We start from the raw sequence: 19,459 nt of genomic DNA, 5'->3' as shown, positions 1-19,459 counted from the left end.
TTCACCTGCCAAAACGCGAAAACAGCGACACCCGCCGCGGCGGTTGCCGGCCGTCAGTCCTCGTGATCCGCACCACCTGCTGCTGCTTAGTGCCGAGGCGCAGTTCGGCCGCGGCAAAGAGGCGATCGACGATGTAATAGTTGCCGCGCATGCGGTAGTTGACGAGCTGGTTGTCTCCGTCAGCACCGACGATGAAGAGCGGCGGCGCCTCGCCCTGGTCGATGCGGCCAGGAAATTCGATATAGACCTTGCTACCATCGTCGAAGGCGCGCGTCGGGCGCCATGCCGGCGTATCGCCGGTGATAGAATAGCGGAAGTGGATGTTTTCGAGGGCGACATTCGATGCCGCCGGCGCAGCAGCCTCGGCTTCAGCGTTGCGGCGGCGAAGCGCGATGATCTGGTCCTCGCTATAAGTCCAGGAGATCGCCGCCATGGCGGTTTTCTCAGTGCTTTGCAGCTGAAGGTGATAGCTTCGCCGATCGGTCGTGATCACCAGATTGGTGGCAAGCCCCGGCGCGAAGGGTTTGACCAGCACATGGGTGCGTTGGTCGTCGCCGGAACCGCTCGTTGTGTCACCGATCACCCAGCGGACTGTATCGCCCGCCGACACCGAGGTCAGCTTCTCGCCTGGCTGCAGGGCGATGTCGGTGACGCGTTCCGGCGCGGCGTAGAGCTGGTAGAGCGCGCCATCGGCGAAGGGGTAGACCTGCACCGCGTTGACATAGCCAAACTTCGTGGGTTGCTGCGTCGCCGCCTTGTTGGCGTCGGCGACACGTTCTTCAGGCGAGCGCCTGTCTTTGGCGACCTTGCCGGGCTCAGGCTGCAACTGGCCGGGCAGCGGCAGAGGCTTTGGGACCTCGACGACCTTGACCGGCATCTGCCGCGCCTTTTCGATTGCCGCCGATTTGAAGTCAGCCGCGTCATAGGAAATTTGAGGCGGCGGCACTGGCTTCGAGGCACAGGCCGAAAGAACCGCAGCCGACCCCGACAGGATCAAGGCGGCGCGGAACGATGGAAGTCTATTTGTCATTGGCGAGCTCCTTAGGGGAAAGGGATGTCGGCGCGTCACTGTCGAGCTCGCGCGACCAGTCAATGGCGTTGATGAAGACGCCGAGCGGGTTCTTGCGCAGCTGATCGGTGTTCTTCGGCGGGCGGATCACGATGGTGAGGATCGCGGTCCAGCGCGTCGTGCTGGCGAGACTGCCGCGCTCAAACTCTTGCTCGGTCCATTTGACCTGGAACGAGCTGTCGGACGCCCGGACCACGCTCGTCACCTGCACCGACACGCTGCGCGTGCCGATCTGGCCGAAGGGGTCGTTGGCCTTGGCATATTCGTTGAGGAAGAGAGCTGCACGGTCGGTGGCAAAATCATAGGCCGATAGCCAGCTCTGCCGTACCAGAACCGCATCGGTGGAAACGGAGCGGACGCTCTGGATGAAGCGGCCGAGATGCCAGGCGATCTGGGCATCGTCGGGCTGGTAATTCTGGATTGCCGGCGCGACGGCGCGCGCCTCGCCAAACCGGTCGACCTCGACGACGTAAGGCACAACACGGCCCTGCATCGACTGCCACAGGAGCCCGCCGGAAAGTCCGGTTGACAGAGCCAACGAACAAAAGGCCACAAGGCGCCAGTTCCTCGCCTGCGCGCGCGCTGTACCGATGCGTTCGTCCCAGAGCTGACCGGCCTTTTGATAAGGTGTTTCGGGCTCGGGCGTCTTTCCGTAACGCTGAACGGGTCGCTTGAAGAGCATCTAATCTTCCTTGTCGTTGAGAGAGGGATTGGCGCCGCTTCCGCCCCGGTCGCCATCGCGCACCGCCTGTATGGCGGCGTGCCGATGGGCACGGGCTGTCTGTTCGGAACGCAGACGCCTTGCCCAGGCAGGCGCGGCCGCGGGGGCTGTAATAATTGGAGAGCTTCCGCTCATCGAGCTGGTCGGCGTGCCGCCCGTCGCTGTCCAGGCAGCCTCACGACCGGCATCGGCACTACGGCGCAATGGTTCTGCTGCGGATCGCATTCCCCGCATCGCGGCGCCGCCAGCGGCACTCGCAACACCCTGCAGCCCAGCAGCTACCCCGGAGAGGCCGGAGTCAGGCGCTGTTACACGGCCCATATGCCAGGCTGTGGAAGCAGCCGATCCCATAGCTGTGCCGGCACGAATTGCACCAAGACTGCCGCCGGCCGCCATGCGCGTGCCGGCAAGCGCGGCGCTTCCGGCAACGAGCGTTGATCCGGCTGCGGCCGCCGTTGTTCCAAGTGCTGCGCCCGCGCCAAGCTGCGGCGCGCCGGAGACAAGACCCGAGGCAATGCCAGGCCCAAAAGCACCGAGGCCAAGCAGCGCAAGGGCACCCAACACCTGCGACATGGCTGCGGCGAGGTCCGGCTCCTTGCCCTGCAGCGCGGATGCGAATTCGCCGAACAGCGTCGAGCCAATGCCGACGATGACGGCGAGCATCATTACCTTGATGCCTGACGAAACCACATTGCCGAGCACGCGCTCGGCCAGAAACGCCGAGCGGTTCCAGAGCGCGAAGGGCACCAGGACGAAGCCGGCCAGCGTGGTGAGCTTGAACTCGAGGATGGTGATGAAGAGCTGGATGGAAAGAATGAAGAAGGCGATGAGGACCAGGAACCAGGCCAGAAGCAGCACGAAGATGGTGAGCGCGTTACCGAAGATCTCGGGGAAGCCTACTAGCTGGCTCGCTTGATTGAGGAGCGGCCAGGCGCCCTCGAAGCCGGCCGCGGCAATGCGGCCTGGCCGCAGGAGACTGTCGGCGGACAGGTTGCCGGCCGATGCGTTGATGCCGAGACCGGCAAAGGAGCGGTAAATTATGTCGGCGAGGTTCTTAAAATTGTTCAGGACGAAGGCGAAGGCGCCGACATAGAGCACTTTGCGAAGAAGCCGGCCAAGAATGTTGGGCTCGCCGCCGAACGCCCAGACCAGGCCCGCGAGCGTGATGTCAATGCCGATCAGAATGGTGGTGAGAAAGGCGACGTCGCCCGAAAGCAGACCGAACCCACTGTCAATGTAGCGGGTAAAGGTCTCCATGAAGCGATCGATGACTCCGAGGTCGTTCATGTCGCCGCCTTCCTCGTGTCTTGAAGAACTGCCGCTCAGTTGCCGGGATAAGCCGTGCCGGTGCCCAGGAAACGCTTCGTCGTCTCACGAGCGGCTTCCTCAGACTGCGCCTTGCGCGCCGCATCCTCGGCCTCGGCCCGGAACTGGGTTGCAAGCAGCGTCTGGATCTGCATCTGCTGCTTGGTCGAAAGCGCGATCAGCTGATTGGTAGCCTGGCTTGCCTCGAGGGCACCTGCCGCGCCCTGACTGCGATTGACGAGATCGGTAAGCAGGTCGCCATCGGCCTGCACGTTCTCGACAATCTGCGACTGCGCGCTCATGGTCTGGCGGAACGCCTGCATGGCGCTCTGCCAGCGCTCGCGCGCGGCGCTCGCCACATCGCTGACCTTGATGGTGGCGTCGTAGCTTTCCGGATATTGCTGGCGCCACTGGTCCTGCAGCTTGTCGAGATCGAAGCTCAGGCCGCTCGCCTGGGTCATCAGACCGTCAATCCGTTGGAGCGAGCCGGTAAGCTGGCCCACGGAAGAGAAATCCAGGCGCTGAAGGTTGCGCGCCATGTTCTGCAGCATGGTCGCCTGGTTCTGAAGCGACTGGATTTGGTTGTTGATCTGCTCCAATGCGCGTGCAGCCGACAGCACATTCTGCGTATAGTTGGACGGGTCAAACACGATGAGCGCATAGGCCGGCTGGACGTAGTCAGCCATCGGTTTGGCGATCAGGGAAACGGTGACCAGGCTAGTAAAAAGGCGGCGTCCGATCATGACGATTGCTCCTTGTTAGGTTGAGGAAATTGCTGGAGAAGCTCGGCAGCCCAATCCAGGCCGCGCGCACTGAAGAAACGGGCGGCAAAGCTGCCCTGCCCTTCTTCGGAAAGAATATTGTCGATCAGGGTCTGCGCGGCCGGGTCGGAGGCGCCGCAAAGCGCAAGAGCGATCGGGCCTAGCCCGAGCTCGAAGAGGCGATTGCCGCGGCGCGACTGCAGATAGTAGTGGCGCTTCGGCATGGCGCGGGCGACCAATTCGATCTGTCGCTCATTAAGACCGAAGCGCTCATAGGCTGCCCGTGCCTGCGGCTCCACCGCACGATCATTGGGGAGAAAAATGCGCTGCGGGCAGCTCTCGATGATTGCGGGTGCGATAGAAGAGCCGGCGATGTCGGCAAGCGACTGCGTCGCGAAGATGACGGAGACGTTTTTCTTACGCAGCACCTTAAGCCATTCGCGGATGCGGGCGGCAAAGAGCGGGTTGTCGAGATAGACCCAGGCCTCGTCGAGCATGAGCAGCGTCGGCCGCCCGTCAAACCGGTCCTCAAGACGATGGAACAGATAGGTGAGCACAGGCAGCACAGCGCCTTGGCTGTGCATCAGCTCCTGGGTCTCGAAACACTGCACATCCGAGATGGCCAGCCGGTCGTCATCGGCATCGAGCAGCCGGCCGAATGGACCGTCGAGCGTGTAGGGCATCAACGCCGATTTGAGCGCATTGGACTGAAGCAGGACCGACAGGCCAGTCAGCGTGCGTTCCTGCGCCGGCGCGGTGGCGAGGCTGGTGAGCGCCGACCAGATTGCCTCCTTCACCTCCGGGGTGACGGTGACATTCTCGTGGGCAATGAGGCCGGCGATCCATTCGGCCGCCCAGCTCTGTGTGGCCGGGTCGTTGATGTGGCGCAGCGGCTGGAAAGCAAGCGCACCATTCGCACCCAACGCATGGTGGTCGCCGCCCATGGCAAGCGTGGCGGCGCGGGCCGAATTGCCTTTGTCGAAGACATAGATTTGCGCGCCAGCGTAGCGTCGGAACTGCAAAGCGATCAGGGCAAGCAGAACCGACTTGCCGGCACCGGTCGGCCCGACAATCAGCATGTGGCCGACATCGCCGATATGGGTCGAAAGCCGAAACGGCGTCGAGCCGCTGGTTTCGGCGAAAAGAAGCGGCGGAGCGTGATCGCCGGTGACCTCAGCAAGATGCTCGTTCTCCGCTGGACCTGCCCACACGGACGACAGCGGCACGAGATGGGCAAGGTTAAGCGTGTGAACGAGCGGCTGGCGAACGTTGGCGTAGACATGACCCGGCAATGAACCAAGCCACGCTTCGACGGCATTGATGCTTTCGCGAATGGTGGTGAAGCCGAGCCCGTTGACGATCCGCTCGACGGCGCGGAGCTTTTCCGCGGCGGCTTCACGGTTCTGATCCCACACCGTCACCGTTGTGGTGAGATAGCCGAAGCCGACATGATCGCCGCCCAATGCCTGCAGTGCTGCATCGGCATCGAGCGCCTTGTTGTCGGCGTCGCTGTCGACGAGAGGCACCGGTTCGTTGGTCACCACCTCGCGCAGAATAGCCGCGATCGATTTGCGCTTGGCAAACCATTGCCGGCGGAGCCGAGTCAGCGTCTTCGTGGCTTCCGCCTTGTCGAGAGGAATGAAGCGCGTTATCCACCGATAGGCGAAATCCTGGTGATTGAGCGCATCGAGAATCCCTGGCCGGGTGAGGTTGGGAAAGCCGAGAACGGTGAGCGTGCGCAAATGCTGCTCGCCCAGCATCGGCTCCAAGCCGCCTGTGAGCGGCTCATCGACAAGGACAGCGTCAAGATACATTGGGGTTTCCGGCACGGCGACCGGATGACGGCGGATCGAGATCGTGCCGTGCAGGTACGTTAGGGTCTCGGCATCGTCGAGCGCGCGCACCTCGGGCAGGAAGCCCGAAAGAAGATCGAGAACGCGGTCAGTCTCGTCTCGGAACCGGGCAAGCTCCTGGCGCCAGTCTCTTTCCCCTCCCAAGTGATGCGAGTCGACGAGAGCACTTTCCGCGCGCGCTTGGCCATCGGGCCCAGGCATGAAGACCAAGGTCAGATGATAGATGCTCTCGAAATGCGCGACCTTGCCCTCGAATGCCGCGCGCCGTTCCTCATCGATCAGCCATGAGGCAGCATCGGGAAGGGCCGAGCTCGGATAGCCCAGCGCTTCGATGCGCTCGGCCTCGAAGAACAATGCCCAGCCAGAGCCGAGCCTTCTCAGCGCATTGTTTGCCCGCGCGCAAATGCCGATAAGTTCGGCCTCCGTCGCGCTTGCAAGGTCTGGCCCACGAAACCGCAATGTCAGCTGGAAGCTGCCATCCTTGTTGAGCACGATGCCGGGCGCGACGAGTGCTGCCCAGGGCAGATGGTCGGCAAGCCGGTCGGCTTTGCCGCGGTATTCGGAAAGCTTCAGCATGCAAGCCAGCCCTTTTGACGAAGATGACGGACAAGCACGCTGGCAAAATCCGGATCACGCCGTGCGGCAAAGACCGCGAGCGTGTGGCCGGCGATCCAGAGGATCAGACCGGCAATCCACTGCTGCAGGCCTAGGCCGATGGCCCCGGCCACCGTGCCATTGAGGATCGCCACCGCCCGCGGCGCACCGCCGAGCAGGATTGGCTCAATCAGTGCCCGGTGGACAGGCACCTCGAAGCCCTCGATATGCTGCTCCCCGGTGCTCATCCGACCAGTGCTCCGCCACCGAAGGAGAAGAAGGAGAGAAAGAAGCTCGATGCCGCGAAGGCGATCGACAGGCCGAAGACAATCTGGATCAGCCGGCGGAATCCGCCCGCCGTGTCGCCGAAGGCAAGGGTCAGGCCGGTGGTGATGATGATGATCACCGCGACGATCTTGGCGACCGGCCCCTGCACCGACTCCAGGATCTGTTCCAGCGGCTGTTCCCAGGGCATGCCGGAGCCGGCCGCATACGCCGGTGCGGTGACAACAAACGCGAGCAAGGCGGACGAAAGAAAGCGAAGCTTCTTGCACATGAAAGTGACCTTTCAAAGCTGCTGGAGTTGCGGAAGGGTGAGCGGGGTGAGGGCGTAATCGCCGCTGCCGTCGAGACCCGTGACCTCGGCGATCGCGTCAACGCGGCGCGCGGATCCTCTTCCGGCAATAAAGATGACGAAGTCGACGGCATCGGCGATCAGCCGGCGGGGAACGGTGACAACGGCTTCCTGGGCGAGCTGCTCGATCCGATAGAGCGCCGAGCGTGCCGAATTGGCGTGAACCGTGGCAATGCCGCCGGGGTGACCGGTGTTCCACGCCTTCAGCATATCGATGGCTTCCGCGCCTCTGACTTCGCCGACGATGATTCGGTCGGGCCTCAGCCGTAGGGTCGAGCGCACGAGGTCGGCAAGCGTCACCGAGCCCCGCCTCGTCCTCAAAGCAACACAGTCCTTGGCCGCGCATTGCAGCTCGCGGGTGTCCTCAATGAGGATCACCCGCTCACCGCATCTGGCGACTTCTGCCAGTAGAGCATTGGCAAGTGTCGTTTTGCCCGACGATGTGCCGCCGGCGACCAGAATGTTGCGCCGCTCGCGCACCGCCTTCCTCAGGGCATCAGCCTGCAGCGGGAGCATGATGCGATCGGCGACATAGTTGGCCAGCGTGTAGAGTTTTGCCGCCGGTTTGCGGATGGCGAAGCATGGCGCCAGCACGACCGGCGGTAGCAGACCCTCGAAGCGCTCGCCTGATGGCAATTCGGCACTGACAATCGGATTATCTGCATGCGCCTCGGCGCGCACGTGGGAGGCAACCAGGCGGATGATGCGTTCCGCCTCGGAAGGATGCATGTGCACGCCGGTCTCGACCCGGCCTTCGCCCAACCGGTCGAGCCTCAGCGCGCCATCGGGATTGACCATCACCTCGATGACGGTCGTATCGGCGAGTGCCTCGGTGATCGCCGGCCCCATGGCGGTGCGCAGCATGGCGCGGCGGCGGTGGTCGGCCTCTGGATGAAAACTCATCCTTCCCCTCCCCCGTCGTTCTTGTTGCCAAGCGCACCCTTCCCGGAAGCAACCTGGCGCCCGACCTGCTCGACGAACTTGTCGAACCGCTCCTGGGCAATCGCCTGTGTCGCCCGATCCGGGACTGGGGTGTGGGCATGAAGCGTGATCGAAAAGCGGATAAAGAGCGCCAGGCTCTCCAGGATCATCTCGACATCGCGCCTGACATGGCCGAGGTCGCGGGAAAGACGGTCGAGCCGCTTGCCGTAGCGCTGATCGAGCTCGTTCTCGCCGCGCCGTTCGATGAAGGCCTCGACCGCTCTGGCCACGATCGCCGATTTGGTGGTCGAAGGATTGCGGCTGAGGGTCTCGAGCTTCTCGCTCAATTCGGGTTCGAGCAGAAATTGGTGGCGAATGCGGTGAGACTTCATGCGCTCGTTCCGATGGACCAGCGCTGATGCGCCGGTGAGAACGAGCATCGTCGAGATCCGCAAAATCGCTTATGGGCGTTATTTACGCCGAGATACGCCCGAGCCGGGGAAGCGCTCAGAAGCCGGGCACGATGTCCCTGTCGTCGCCCCGTCCCTCGTTGATGCCATAGGCGCGCGCGGCAGTGGAAATCCGATCCATGACGCGCTTGTCGGCGAGTACCTCGCTGTCATCGTCGGCGGGCTTGAACAGGTTGTCCTGGTGTGGCTCCTGCGCGACGATGGTCTGTTCGTCGGGCAGGCCGGGATGTCGCTGCTGTTGCACGCCGCCTTCGTCTTCGATCATCGCGCCGGGGCTTTCGTCGTCGGTGGCTAGACGGCGGTCAACGCTGCGGACCTGCCCAGACCAATCCTCTGGACGCAACGGAGGACGATCGACATAGGGACCGTCGAGCAGCGCCGGCGCAGGCACCACTCGCTCGGTGAAATTCCGATCCTCGTAGTAACGCAACTTCTTGGCGCGGATCGGCGGCAACCCCGAAACCAGCACCAGCTCGTCGGATGGTGGCAGCTGCATCACCTCGCCCGGAGTCAGCAGCGGCCGGGCAGTCTCCTGGCGGCTCACCATGACGTGCGAGAGCCATGGTGCCAGCCGGTGGCCGGCGTAATTGCGCATGGATCTCAGTTGCGTCGCTGTGCCCAGCGCGTCCGAAATGCGCTTGGCCGTTCGCTCGTCATTGGAGGAAAAGGCAATCCGCACATGACAGTTGTCGAGAATGGCGTTGTTTTCGCCATACGCTTTTGAAATCTGATTCAAGGATTGCGCGATCAGATAGGCGCGAATGCCGTAACCAGCCATAAAGGCGAGTGCGGTCTCGAAGAAGTCGAGCCGCCCGAGTGCAGGAAATTCGTCAAGCATCATGAGCAGCTGATGCTTTCGGCTCTTCTTGGGATCTCCCTCTAAGCGCTCCGTCAGCCGTCTGCCGATCTGATTGAGCACCAGTCGCACCAGCGGCTTGGTGCGAGAGATGTCTGATGGAGGCACGACCAGATAGAGCGACATCGGTCGTTCTGCATCCGTTAGATCGGCAATACGCCAGTCGCAGGCCGATGTTGCCGCCGCCACAGTGGGATCGCGGTAGAGCCCGAGAAACGACATGGCGGTCGAAAGAACGCCTGAACGCTCGTTCTCTGACTTGTTCAGCACCTCACGCGCCGCCGAGGCCACGACAGGATGAACCTTGGGATTGTCGGGCGCTCCAAGGTGGTTGGTCGTCATCATTCGCTGCAGCGTCGTGGCAAACGAGCGTTGCGGGTCCGACAGGAAGGTGGCGACACGAGCGAGCGTCTTTTCTTCTTCGGCGTACAGCACGTGCAGTATGGCCCCGACCAAGAGTGAGTGACTAGTCTTCTCCCAATGATTCCGCCGCTCCAGCGCGCCTTCCGGATCGACGAGAATGTCGGCGATGTTCTGAACGTCGCGGACCTCATCTGAACCCCTGCGCACTTCCAGCAGCGGGTTGTACCGCGCCGACCTTGGATCGGTCGGGTTGAACAAAAGGGAGTAGGTGAACTTCGACCGCCAGCCGGAGGTCAGCTGCCAGTTCTCGCCTTTGATGTCGTGAATGACGGCCGAGCCGGTCCAGGAAAGAAGCGTCGGAACAACTAGTCCGATGCCCTTGCCCGAACGTGTCGGCGCAAAGGCCATGACGTGTTCCGGCCCGTCATGGCGCAGATAGTGATGCTCAAGTTTGCCAAGGAAAACGCCGGCCGGCTGAAACAGGCCTGCCTTCTCGATTTCCCGAGCCGCGGCCCATCGTGAGGAACCATAGGTGGTGACCAACCCACTCTGCCGCGCGCGCCAGAGGGAGCCAGCTATTGCGGCCGCACAGCCCAGGAACCCGCTGGCTCCGGCAAGTGCGCCCGCCTTGTCGAACACCTCAGGCGCGTAGGCATCGAAATGGAACCACCAACCGAACAGTTGCCACGGCTTGTAGATCGGCCAGCCGGCTACGACAAACCATGGGGATCCGAGTTGCGACTGATAGTCTAACGTTTGGGCACACCATTGCGTTGCTGTCCAAACACCAAAGATGACAAAGGCGAAGACAACGGCGATCTGCCCAATTAGAACCTTGGTGGGTGTCATGGCGCTGTTCCTGTCTGTGCCTGAGGCCAAGCATCGAGCCATTCAACACGAACGCGAATGGCCGTCAGGCACTACCTGCTGCGATGGTATCCGATCGACGCTCGGCGTGGGGCAGGTAGCCGAAAAGCCACTCCTGCCTTCTTTTACGCCTCGCTAGCAAAGCCGATCATGGCCCGCCGGCAGCTTGCGCCCTGGAAATGGGGCCACACGGGGTCTTCAAGTTGAAGGAATTGATGAGGCAATGAAGCAACGTAATGAGTCTCTTTGCGGGTCGACGAACACCCCGCGATCATGACCGGGTAGCATGTCGCCCCTTCAACCTGCGTCGCGTGCGGAGAGAAATCCTCCGCGTAACCAGGCAACGAGTTCGATGGTGTTAGCAAATATCTTCTTACATCCTGCAACAATCATAGGATTGTCGCCAGAGGGTAGCAATGTTCGATCATCGGTCTTGAGACCAAGGCACAACTTGTTGAGCGCACGACCGTAGCCAATTTCAAATGCCACGCCTTCATCAATCGTGCGACCATCCAGTACAGCAACGATACAATCGCACCTTCTAATGGCATTGATGTCCGCCTCAAACACCAATTGCCTCGCAGCCTCCACTGGCATCCCTCCATCCACTAGATCGCGCATGAGCTTTCCGTCGCGTTGGGGAAGAAAAACGTGCGCCATAGGCTCAAGAAGGCTTGTCAGCCGCTCATTGAAGCTGCGCTCAATGTCGTTGAATAGCGGGGCTGCCAGATAGATACGCATGGACATTCGAGCATCATTCATAGCGCGCAATAATCGTGTTGAGCTCGGTCGGTTCATATTCCTCAAATAGAACGTGCCGAGCCACTTTGCGAGCAATGTCACCCGGACTGTTCTCATCAGTTGAGAGGACAAACGACGGATTGTAGATCGTTTTGAGGGTCATAGTCTGTGCATCAAAATAGGGTTGCTTGCCCGCCTCCTCCGGAGGGCGACCTCGCGCCATATTTCGCTTCACTAGTGTCTTGGAGTCAGCCTCAATAAATATGATCTCTCCTTTCTGAAGAGGCTGATCGCGAGTTACTAGATCGCGCAATGCATGAGACTTTATCTTATTCTCGTCATCGCTTTTAGAGAAGGCATAAAGATCCAAAGGGGCACGATCCATAAAATGAAGCCCCGCCGTCGCCGCATGCATACGACGATTCTTCTCCTTCAGTTCCGAATATATGAATTGATCGATAATTGCCTGCTGCTCTTCACCGATTTTACTCGACGCCATATACATCTCACGAGGAGGTGGCCGTGTCCATTCTTCGTGTGTGTGAAAGCATCGCAAGTGCTCAAGCAATGTCGACTTCCCAGAGGCGACAGGCCCCACTATATAATAGTGATACCGAGAGCGCCGATCCTCTCCAAGCGTTTCTACGGTTTCACTGAATCCTCTTTCATCAAGATTAAGGATCTCGAGAAAATCTCCGATCTCAGCAGACGTTAGAAATATCGTTACCAAGTTATAGAGTTCGAGATTGGCCTCAAATATGTCCTGCCTTCTCGCCTCTGATAGGGCCCCTTCTTCCTTGATCCAATATATCATATAGTGATGATTAGCTGGGCTCTTATCACGGTTGAGACGTAGGTAGTTTTTGAGAGAGCTGTCGGCAAGCGAATGACCAATCAACAGCATTGTGTTTTGAACAAAGCGAAGAAACAGATACTCAGAACTGACACCCGGGGAACGTGCACGAGCATCCGCGAAAGAATCTTCCGTGAATATCAGTTGGGGGCTGCGCTTCTTAAGGCTGGCACGGGGCAATATTCCGTTGACGTGATAAACTGTCGTCAGATTCCCTCGGTCCGTAAGAGGTGGTTGCCAAGTGACGCTTAGGGCGTTACCGGACTCGCTGCCAAAGGCGCTTTGCTTTACTTGCTCCCCTATCGCATCAGCCAGGAGGTCGTCGAAGTTGAAATTTATTACGAGTGATACTTTGCGAGAAAGGTCACGCAGCTGTGCGAGATAGGGATGCGTTTGTATAACCTCGGCGATTGTTTGCGGGACTTTCTCATAGATCGCCTTGTGAATAGCGTCGCCCCATTCATATTCGACCGTAGCGGACCTAAGCTCTGCCGGCTCCGTGACAGGACATGCCCCTCTAAAGCGATGATAGATGATCTGTCCGAGATATTCAGGTTGGAGCCCCGCCGCAACGTGTGCTGCTAAATCATCAGGGAGGCCGCCCTGAATCTCCGCAAGCCTTTTCAATAGGTCCTGCCATCCAGGCACCTTGGCGTCGATTGAAATCCCGGCTCCGGTCACCAGGTTCAGCCGTTGCAGTCTCAGCCTCTGGTAGAGGTGGCACAAAAATCGAGGGAGACGCGGTTGTCGCGCGATGGCGGCATGAAGATTACTAACCATCATTCAGACCTCGAATATCGAGGCGATTGAGCCCGCTGCGGCTGGATCATATTTCCCCCCGACCCCACGGATGTTCCATAGTCCAGATTGGCGGATTTGCGCTACAGGAGATTTAAGGCCGAGCCAGTCAGGACTGGGATAATCAATTGTCCGCATCGATTCGCTCAACAATGCAATCAGCTGCATCTCAACCTTAGCTCGCAAACTTTCCTTGCTAGGTTCGTCATCAACTTCGAGCAGAACCACCTCTAAACCCTGAAGATACCGAGAGACCGCAAGCTCATGCTCCATCTCCAAACTCTTCACCTCGGGGCGCGCGTCCTGACCCTCACCCCAAGTCGGAAGGCTGCCATGGCCGAGGCCGGCCTCCAGCATCGCTCTACCAATGTGCAGACGGAAGATGGAGCCACGATGGTTGCCGATCTGACTGGAAGGTCCTAGGTGATTGCGCAATCGACCCCGCAGAGAGGCCTTCGAGCCAGCGCTAACTGCGTGGGTACCGATCCGCACCACTCGGTAACCAGCGCCCCGGAAGTTCCGTTCCGCGCCGTCCAAGAAGATATAGACTCCGCGTTTTGGTACGGATCTCGACGAAAGTTCCCTGAACGAGAACACACGGTCCGCTATACGCTCTTCAGCAATCCAATTATAGAGCCGATCCAGGTCCTGTATCCTTGCGGCCATTCGTTTTGCTTCCGTTAGCCAAATGGCGTGGTCAGAGTATCCAAGCCCCAACCAAGGCGCGACGATATCCAACGGAGAGGCCCTAGCTCTGTTCAGCTCCAGCAACGGCATACTGTATTCGTTAGCAGCAAGCAGCGTCACCTGCCTGCTTTCAGCACGAGCAGCAAGCGCATCAAGCACCTGCTCAGCCCAATCGCGTTGATTGGCTTCAGGCAGATCGGGGAGATTGAGATCATACGGCGCGATAACCATCTCGCCCCCGACGATCCCATGTTTGCCCGACAAAATTGCGTAGGGCGCCCCGAGCGATCGAACAAGATTGATGCAACTTTTGAATCGGTCCGAAGTATAGAGCTGATCTGCGGGGGCGGCTTCTTGGCGCTTCTTTCGGCCGCACCCAATGACAATGAGTGGAACGACACCATTGCGACCCAGAACAGCTTCTCGGAGAAGCATGGTCGGAGCCTCGAACAGTTCGCCCTGCATCAAGGCAATCCTTTGGCTGGATCCGCGGCTTTCATGCTGTGGAATGGCTTAGCGAGAGCGAGCCGACAAAGGACCAGACCAGCCGTTAACGCCACTGGGTCCCGATCGACAACGATTCGACGAATCCTTGCGGCGCCTACGTCATGGCTATCACGCAGTGATCGGCCGACCTTAAGCTGAACAAGCCTGTGATAAACAGCAGCCTCAGCGCCATATGGCTTTTTGGTAAGGCTCGCGCGCTGCCAAGGAGCACTGGGCTGCGTCCGTGTGCGTGTAAGATCGGGTGCAATTCCTATGCAGCTGACTACGGCAGTTCTGTTTGTCGCCACCGAACTTCCAGAGGCTGCCGCGCCGCCTGCCTTCTTAGCCAATAGGTCTATTCGTGCGAAAACCGGGCTGACGTAAATATCGAGCATAGGCAGCTCAGCCGGCAACGTGGCGATGACCCCCAGATCGTCCAGCACCTCGTCAAGTTTGCGACTCTTGTGAATGGAATTGGGTTTCGTGCCGAGGAGAGATGGGAATTCTCGGACGCCCAAACCCGTCTTGCCAAGTCCGTCAATAAAGTCATCATAGGACATGATCGAGCACAGCTTCTCACACTCTGTGACTTTGCTGCATTGAACCATGTGTCCCCTCGACGCTCAAGGCGCTGCTTGAGCGGCTCGAGTGACCCCAAAGATCATGTAATTGAGAGCGATCGGGGGAGCGCCGCTGAGCTTGGGAGCGACAGTTCCGCTCTGCCTGCTAAAGACGAAATCGCTCCAATTCCAGCCGACCTCATTTGTCTGCACAACGACATATGAGCCTAAACGCAATTTGGCGGAAGTGGCCGTTTTCGAGAAATCCAAGCCTAGACCGAATGAAAAGACAGGCCGGTTGTTGCCTTGCTTCTCGATCGCACGAACAACGCCCTTAGCGAGCTGAACGAAGGGCACGAGCACGGGCTGCGCGGTGGTAAGAAGCGATAGCCCTTCCTTGAAAGCAGAGTTATCCAGCGCTTCCACCAACATGTCGGTTCCGCCGCTGCGAACGTTGATGGTGCGCCCTTCGAAGCTCAGGCCGTCGTTGCCAACGTTCACTCCGACGAAGATGGGCAAGCTTAGCAACGGGGCTGCGCTGCCGTCAGTGGCGATGGTCTTCAACGCAAAGCGCATCTCCTCCGACTTGCTCCCAGCCTGGTTCTTCCCCGTAAATTCGCACAGGATCTCATGGCGTCCGAAGCCCGGATAGTTGTGAACGTAGAATCGATCGAGGGTGATTTTCAAACTTGCGCCTCGGAGCTTTTCATCGGGCGCCATCGACGTTGCGTGAACGATGTCCAGTCTATCTCCTGCCGAAGACCCATTCTCAGGAATGAATCCGATCGCGGCGCCAGTATTGGCCCATTGGTCGTTGGTGAAGAAGGGAACGCTGATCGCCTGACTTCGAGCCCCCAGCTGATGGAAGCGGGAAGCCGCTTCATCATCACCGATCTCCTCCAGATAGGCGGCGATCTCCAAAGGATGCCGCTCTCCGATGCAATCTGATTTGTTGAATTCCATTCGGTCCCCTTTCAAACACGAACGCGCGGCCTTGGCCGGATGGCTTCGCGAACGGAGGCGTAGATGTCCTCCAGCACGGTGGCGCCGACTTCCAACGTCATCGCGAGCGCATAGGGAACCGCAGCCTGCTGGAAATTCCGGTGGGTAGCGCGCGCCTGGACTCCTATGAACAGTCCGCTGGAATCCATGAATGCAGTGCTGTTGCTTCCCTCAAGGATGAAGTGCGCCACGGTTCCGCGCCTTATATCATCTGGATGGGGCTGCATGATCGTCTTCACACCTCGCCAGAACTTACGCTTTCCGTCCTGGTCGACGACGTCCAGCATCACACCCCGATAGGCGATGGAGGTTGGATGGATCGGGGGCAGCCATGCGAGCGTCATCGTGATCCTACGGATCTCCCTTGAGCGGATCATGCTGGTTGGGATTGGAATACGGTACTCGTGAAGCTGCTCGTGGCTGATCTCATCATCGGCAAGCAGGGTGACACGGTTGACCGCACCTGATATCACCCGCTCGACCGCCGGCTTGCCGTATCCTAGGAATTTCGTGACCGTTGCCCTGCGCCGCCGCCATTGTTTCGTGCCCGGCGGTGGATAGGAGGCGTCAAGCAAGGTACCGGCATCACCCCACTGGGAGCCATGCACCAGCAATGCTTTTGTGGCGAGAGCCGCCCGTTTGAAATCTCGCAGGCTGACGCCATCTTCAGCCAACACCTCTTCAAGAGCGTCGACAATCTGGATACCTGAACGCGTTACGAGAGCTGCTGCGTTGCTCGTTCCGGTCGAGCGACGGGTACGCGTAACAGATCCGGCCGAAGGGTCGGGTGCTGCTGTCTCCAGTCCAATGTGTCCAATCTCGTCCGGCCAGACAAGGTGCCCATCGGCGTGATCGGCTGCCCTTGCGACCTGCCGACCTCCAATGTCCACAATCTCCGGCTTGAGTGAACGGTTGATCCCAGGGCCGATTGCCGATCCGAGATTTGGAACGCCAATCGGCGCGAATGGGTCAATAGTGCCTGAAGGGCAGGCGCCCGCCCCGTCCGCATGCACGGCACCCACGCTTAGGACATTCATGGCCTCGGCAGGGCTGAGCAGACCGCGAATGCCCTTGCTTGCTTCGACCGCACGAATTAGCGCGATCTGTCGTTCCAGCGGAGAAGCCGCGTTGAACGATGCCTGGTCTGGATATCCGGAGGGAAACCGTGCTGTTATATTTCCGGCGCTGACCACGAACAGGATGCCGTATTTGTGCGATAGCCAGTCAAGCAGCCGCGCCCAGGGAGTTGGCCGACGGACGAAAGGCCCTTCTGCGTCGCAGATCGAGTGATTGATGATCAGGACGTCTGGCCCCGCCGGCCCAGCGTGCTCGTGCCCTTCCTTCAGGGCGAAGACCGCCCGATAGATGATGCCGATAGGAAGAAGGTCCTGATCGGTACGCTCGTCATTGAGATGCTGTGGTGCGGCCAGGACAGGAACCGCCTTGAGGCTTCTCGTCAGTGGCGCCTCTCCATTTGCTAGATCACCGTGGATGATCAGGGAAGCAATCGCAGTACCATGATATCGCCGAGCGACGGGAACCGAGGCGCTCGGCACATCAACCTCGATGACATCCACCCGCCCATCCAGAAGCCCGTGGTTCTGCATTGGATATCCATCCAAGATCGCGGCCACCGCGGGACGCAGTCCGTTATTTGCGCCCTCACGCAGGCTAGTCACCGCAGAGTCCGGCTCTGAAAGAGGCCTAGTGGCGTATAGCGACTGGGGACGGATCGACATGATCGGGTCGGCATTGGCCAAGCGCCCAGTGCGGGAGCTGATCGCGCTAGCCTGTTGGGCCGGGACCTCAATCAGTGCCACTTGGTACCGGATGGGCTCGATCGTCACGAAATCGACAATTCTGCCATCGACCGCAGAAAGGATGCCGTCGAGCGCCTGCTTCGCATTCTTGCGGAGTTCCTCGTTCTCGTGGAACCACAGATCGAGTTCAAGGCGTACGGGCGCCTGCGGATCCTTCGCGAGACGGCGATGGATGAAGAACTGGGTGGCCGGTTCAATCCTGTCAGAAGCATTCCACAACCGGATCTTGGAAAGGTAGCCGAATATTTTCCACCAATCCTTTTCGTCTTCGCGAGGCGATAGCTTCGACTCGAACCGCCGCCACATGGCAAGCAGCTGGCGCATGCCGTTCTCGGTCGGCATGGTGAGGTAGAGGCGAGACATAGCGGAATCGGCATCTCCCGCGTCGTCCTGGTCCGCATCGTCCTCGGTGACAGGGTCGGGGTCGGGGCCGACGTAGTCCTCGGTCAGCCACTCAAATCCAAGCTGCTCGGCGGCGGCAACGAACCGTTCAACCGGACCGATGGTTTCGAACACCAAGGCCCGTTCGGGAGAAGCGAACGCTGCATTCGTGGTTGCCCCAGCTTCTAGTGATTCCTTTAGGAGGGCGATGCCCGGAGCCAGCCTCTTGGATTGTTCCTCAGAGGAGCGAGCCCTTGGGAAGCGAGCCCTTCGGCTCCCCTTTAAGCGCTTGAGCACGTTTTCGCTTCGGCGAATCCGTATGATCGGACGGTCTGCTATCTTCAGTCTCCCCCTGAATCGACCGTTTCCGCCGGAGCTTGGCCAGACCTTCAAGCAACGCTTGGTGGGCGGCAAGTTTTCCGCGAGACAAAACGACCTTCCTTCTCACGTCCAAAGTGAACGCTTCGATATCCGAGAAATTCAGGCCGTTCAATGTGCGTACGAACTTTTCCTCAATAAATGCAATAGAGTTGCCGTAATCTTTTTGGAGTCGATGGAACCACTGGGATATTTCCTGTGGACGTGGAAGTGGCACGTCCACTCGAAGCTCGAAGCGCCGCCATACGGCCCGATCAAGGAGTTCTGGGTGGTTGGTAGCGCAGACAATGACGCAGTTTGCCGGTATTGAGTCCATCTGCAGTAGCAGCGAACTTACCACGCGCTTGATCTCTCCGGTCTCCTGGGTGTCGCCACGTTCCTTGCCAACCGTGTCGAACTCATCGAAGAACACCACGCAGGACTGCCCGGCGACAAAATCGGTTAGCTTACGAAGGCGAGAGGCGGTCTCGCCGAGATAGCTCGCAATAAGTCCGTCATACCGGACGACGTAAAACGGCAGCCGCAGCTCGTGCGAGAGGATTTCGGCCAGACTGGTCTTGCCTGTTCCCGGCGGCCCGACCAACAGGACCTTGTGCCGAGGCTCGAGACCGTGGGATCTCAACAGTCCCATGTCTCCGTACTCGTCAATAAATTCCTGGATTTCTGCCGACGTGTCCGGAGGCAGGACGAGATCCTTAAGCCTTCGGTTCGGCCTGAGCTCGACAAGTACATCGCTCAGCTCTGGTGGGATGGCATATCCACGCACTCTCGACGCATTAGACCTCTTCCTACGGTTTGCGTCGATTGCGTCGACTATTCGCTCAGCGATTCCGTTCTGCTGTTGGGCCCGGGCCTCGGCAACAAGCGCCTGAAGCGGCAGCGAAGCACGATCGCTAGAAAAGCTAAGATCGTCATCCTTCCGTGCGATGCCGGTTCGCGCCATTATCCGTTACCTTCCGCGCTCGACTCGTCCCCAATACGGCGCTGTTTCCCGTAATGATAAGGCAATTGGCAGCCAGCGCCAGAGGCAGTGCCCAAATAGCTGCCCTCTCCTGACGATCTACTGTCGTTCGAAACCCATTAACGTTCGGTTTTAAGGGCTGCCACGGCGATTCGAAGGTCACACGGCTTCTATGAGACGTGCAGTACCTTCTTCCACGCCGCGCCGCCATTACGAAACGCTCGGGCGGCTTCTTGTCGACAGATGTTCCAGGATACCCTCTCACTGTACAACACTCGGGACTTGTTTGCACATGGTGACGATCAAGCGGCGCCGCGAACTGATCTAACATCCAGCAGTCCTGAGATAACTTGCAGACGATCACAGGTTCAGCCCTGG

At 59.6% G+C, this 19,459-nt stretch carries 17 protein-coding genes; all 17 read right to left on the bottom strand.

The annotated features are described in order from the left end of the window. Position 1: 1 nt before the first annotated feature. The gene (gene trbG / locus NKI96_RS26920; RefSeq protein WP_352807008.1) at positions 2-1,030 is read right to left on the bottom strand and encodes a P-type conjugative transfer protein TrbG; all 1,029 of its coding nucleotides are present in this window, start codon (positions 1,028-1,030) and stop codon (positions 2-4) included. Next, positions 1,020-1,751 carry a conjugal transfer protein TrbF gene (trbF, locus tag NKI96_RS26915; protein ID WP_352807006.1) on the bottom strand — a complete coding sequence of 244 codons (732 nt, stop codon included), beginning with the start codon at positions 1,749-1,751 and terminating at the stop codon, positions 1,020-1,022. Before trbF ends, trbG begins: the two co-directional genes overlap by 11 nt. After that, on the bottom strand, positions 1,752-3,077 hold the full coding sequence (trbL, locus tag NKI96_RS26910) for a P-type conjugative transfer protein TrbL (protein ID WP_352807004.1): 1,326 nt from the start codon (positions 3,075-3,077) through the stop codon (positions 1,752-1,754). It abuts the gene before it with no gap. 35 nt (positions 3,078-3,112) lie between these two features. Next, on the bottom strand, positions 3,113-3,838 hold the full coding sequence (gene trbJ / locus NKI96_RS26905; RefSeq protein WP_023669263.1) for a P-type conjugative transfer protein TrbJ: 726 nt from the start codon (positions 3,836-3,838) through the stop codon (positions 3,113-3,115). After that, entirely contained in the window at positions 3,835-6,285 is a 2,451-nt protein-coding gene (trbE, locus tag NKI96_RS26900; RefSeq protein WP_352807001.1) for a conjugal transfer protein TrbE, read from the bottom strand. The genes trbJ and trbE overlap by 4 nt, the downstream gene beginning before the upstream one ends. Continuing rightward, entirely contained in the window at positions 6,279-6,551 is a 273-nt protein-coding gene (locus NKI96_RS26895; RefSeq protein ID WP_352806999.1) for a VirB3 family type IV secretion system protein, read from the bottom strand. The genes trbE and NKI96_RS26895 overlap by 7 nt, the downstream gene beginning before the upstream one ends. Next, positions 6,548-6,859, bottom strand: coding sequence for a TrbC/VirB2 family type IV secretion system protein (locus tag NKI96_RS26890; protein WP_352806997.1), 312 nt, complete (start codon positions 6,857-6,859; stop codon positions 6,548-6,550). The genes NKI96_RS26895 and NKI96_RS26890 overlap by 4 nt, the downstream gene beginning before the upstream one ends. Positions 6,860-6,871: 12 nt before the next feature. Beyond that, complete coding sequence (trbB, locus tag NKI96_RS26885) at positions 6,872-7,840, bottom strand: P-type conjugative transfer ATPase TrbB (protein ID WP_352806994.1); 969 nt, start codon at positions 7,838-7,840, stop codon at positions 6,872-6,874. Continuing rightward, positions 7,837-8,250 (bottom strand): CopG family transcriptional regulator, encoded by a 414-nt coding sequence (locus NKI96_RS26880; protein WP_352807057.1) that lies wholly within the window; start codon positions 8,248-8,250, stop codon positions 7,837-7,839. Before NKI96_RS26880 ends, trbB begins: the two co-directional genes overlap by 4 nt. A gap of 115 nt (positions 8,251-8,365) precedes the next feature. Beyond that, positions 8,366-10,396 (bottom strand): conjugal transfer protein TraG, encoded by a 2,031-nt coding sequence (locus tag NKI96_RS26875; RefSeq protein WP_352806992.1) that lies wholly within the window; start codon positions 10,394-10,396, stop codon positions 8,366-8,368. A 315-nt stretch (positions 10,397-10,711) separates the two neighbouring features. Next, positions 10,712-11,161: a nucleoside 2-deoxyribosyltransferase gene (locus tag NKI96_RS26870; protein WP_023724113.1), complete on the bottom strand. Its 450-nt coding sequence runs from the start codon at positions 11,159-11,161 to the stop codon at positions 10,712-10,714. A gap of 7 nt (positions 11,162-11,168) precedes the next feature. Then, positions 11,169-12,791: an SIR2 family protein gene (locus NKI96_RS26865; protein WP_023724114.1), complete on the bottom strand. Its 1,623-nt coding sequence runs from the start codon at positions 12,789-12,791 to the stop codon at positions 11,169-11,171. Beyond that, complete coding sequence (locus tag NKI96_RS26860) at positions 12,792-13,958, bottom strand: GIY-YIG domain-containing protein (protein ID WP_050593830.1); 1,167 nt, start codon at positions 13,956-13,958, stop codon at positions 12,792-12,794. Next, positions 13,958-14,539, bottom strand: coding sequence for a hypothetical protein (locus tag NKI96_RS26855; RefSeq protein ID WP_023724115.1), 582 nt, complete (start codon positions 14,537-14,539; stop codon positions 13,958-13,960). Before NKI96_RS26855 ends, NKI96_RS26860 begins: the two co-directional genes overlap by 1 nt. Positions 14,540-14,602: 63 nt before the next feature. Then, positions 14,603-15,502: a hypothetical protein gene (locus NKI96_RS26850; RefSeq protein WP_031200395.1), complete on the bottom strand. Its 900-nt coding sequence runs from the start codon at positions 15,500-15,502 to the stop codon at positions 14,603-14,605. 11 nt (positions 15,503-15,513) lie between these two features. Further along, positions 15,514-17,877 (bottom strand): S8 family peptidase, encoded by a 2,364-nt coding sequence (locus tag NKI96_RS26845; RefSeq protein ID WP_352807055.1) that lies wholly within the window; start codon positions 17,875-17,877, stop codon positions 15,514-15,516. Positions 17,878-17,980: 103 nt separating this feature from the next. Next, positions 17,981-19,063, bottom strand: coding sequence for an AAA family ATPase (locus tag NKI96_RS26840; protein WP_023724118.1), 1,083 nt, complete (start codon positions 19,061-19,063; stop codon positions 17,981-17,983). Between the last annotated feature and the right edge of the window lie 396 nt (positions 19,064-19,459).

Origin of the sequence: Mesorhizobium sp. M0292 (assembly GCF_040321695.1) — a bacterium.
In the GTDB taxonomy this organism is placed as follows: Bacteria; Pseudomonadota; Alphaproteobacteria; order Rhizobiales; family Rhizobiaceae; genus Mesorhizobium.
Note: the sequence above shows the minus strand (reverse complement) of the source record. Positions and strands in the feature narration are given on the sequence as shown.

Excerpts from the sequence above, each read along its gene's own strand:
- NKI96_RS26880 (WP_352807057.1), bottom strand. The coding sequence starts at position 8,250 with ATGAAGTCTCACCGCATTCGCCACCAATTTCTGCTCGAACCCGAATTG.
- NKI96_RS26875 (WP_352806992.1), bottom strand. The coding sequence starts at position 10,396 with ATGACACCCACCAAGGTTCTAATTGGGCAGATCGCCGTTGTCTTCGCC.
- NKI96_RS26870 (WP_023724113.1), bottom strand. The coding sequence starts at position 11,161 with ATGTCCATGCGTATCTATCTGGCAGCCCCGCTATTCAACGACATTGAG.
- trbF (WP_352807006.1), bottom strand. The coding sequence starts at position 1,751 with ATGCTCTTCAAGCGACCCGTTCAGCGTTACGGAAAGACGCCCGAGCCC.
- NKI96_RS26850 (WP_031200395.1), bottom strand. The coding sequence starts at position 15,502 with ATGGAATTCAACAAATCAGATTGCATCGGAGAGCGGCATCCTTTGGAG.
- trbB (WP_352806994.1), bottom strand. The coding sequence starts at position 7,840 with ATGAGTTTTCATCCAGAGGCCGACCACCGCCGCCGCGCCATGCTGCGC.
- trbL (WP_352807004.1), bottom strand. The coding sequence starts at position 3,077 with ATGAACGACCTCGGAGTCATCGATCGCTTCATGGAGACCTTTACCCGC.
- NKI96_RS26855 (WP_023724115.1), bottom strand. The coding sequence starts at position 14,539 with ATGTCCTATGATGACTTTATTGACGGACTTGGCAAGACGGGTTTGGGC.
- NKI96_RS26895 (WP_352806999.1), bottom strand. The coding sequence starts at position 6,551 with ATGAGCACCGGGGAGCAGCATATCGAGGGCTTCGAGGTGCCTGTCCAC.
- trbE (WP_352807001.1), bottom strand. The coding sequence starts at position 6,285 with ATGCTGAAGCTTTCCGAATACCGCGGCAAAGCCGACCGGCTTGCCGAC.
- trbJ (WP_023669263.1), bottom strand. The coding sequence starts at position 3,838 with ATGATCGGACGCCGCCTTTTTACTAGCCTGGTCACCGTTTCCCTGATC.
- trbG (WP_352807008.1), bottom strand. The coding sequence starts at position 1,030 with ATGACAAATAGACTTCCATCGTTCCGCGCCGCCTTGATCCTGTCGGGG.
- NKI96_RS26865 (WP_023724114.1), bottom strand. The coding sequence starts at position 12,791 with ATGATGGTTAGTAATCTTCATGCCGCCATCGCGCGACAACCGCGTCTC.
- NKI96_RS26860 (WP_050593830.1), bottom strand. The coding sequence starts at position 13,958 with ATGCAGGGCGAACTGTTCGAGGCTCCGACCATGCTTCTCCGAGAAGCT.
- NKI96_RS26840 (WP_023724118.1), bottom strand. The coding sequence starts at position 19,063 with ATGGCGCGAACCGGCATCGCACGGAAGGATGACGATCTTAGCTTTTCT.
- NKI96_RS26890 (WP_352806997.1), bottom strand. The coding sequence starts at position 6,859 with ATGTGCAAGAAGCTTCGCTTTCTTTCGTCCGCCTTGCTCGCGTTTGTT.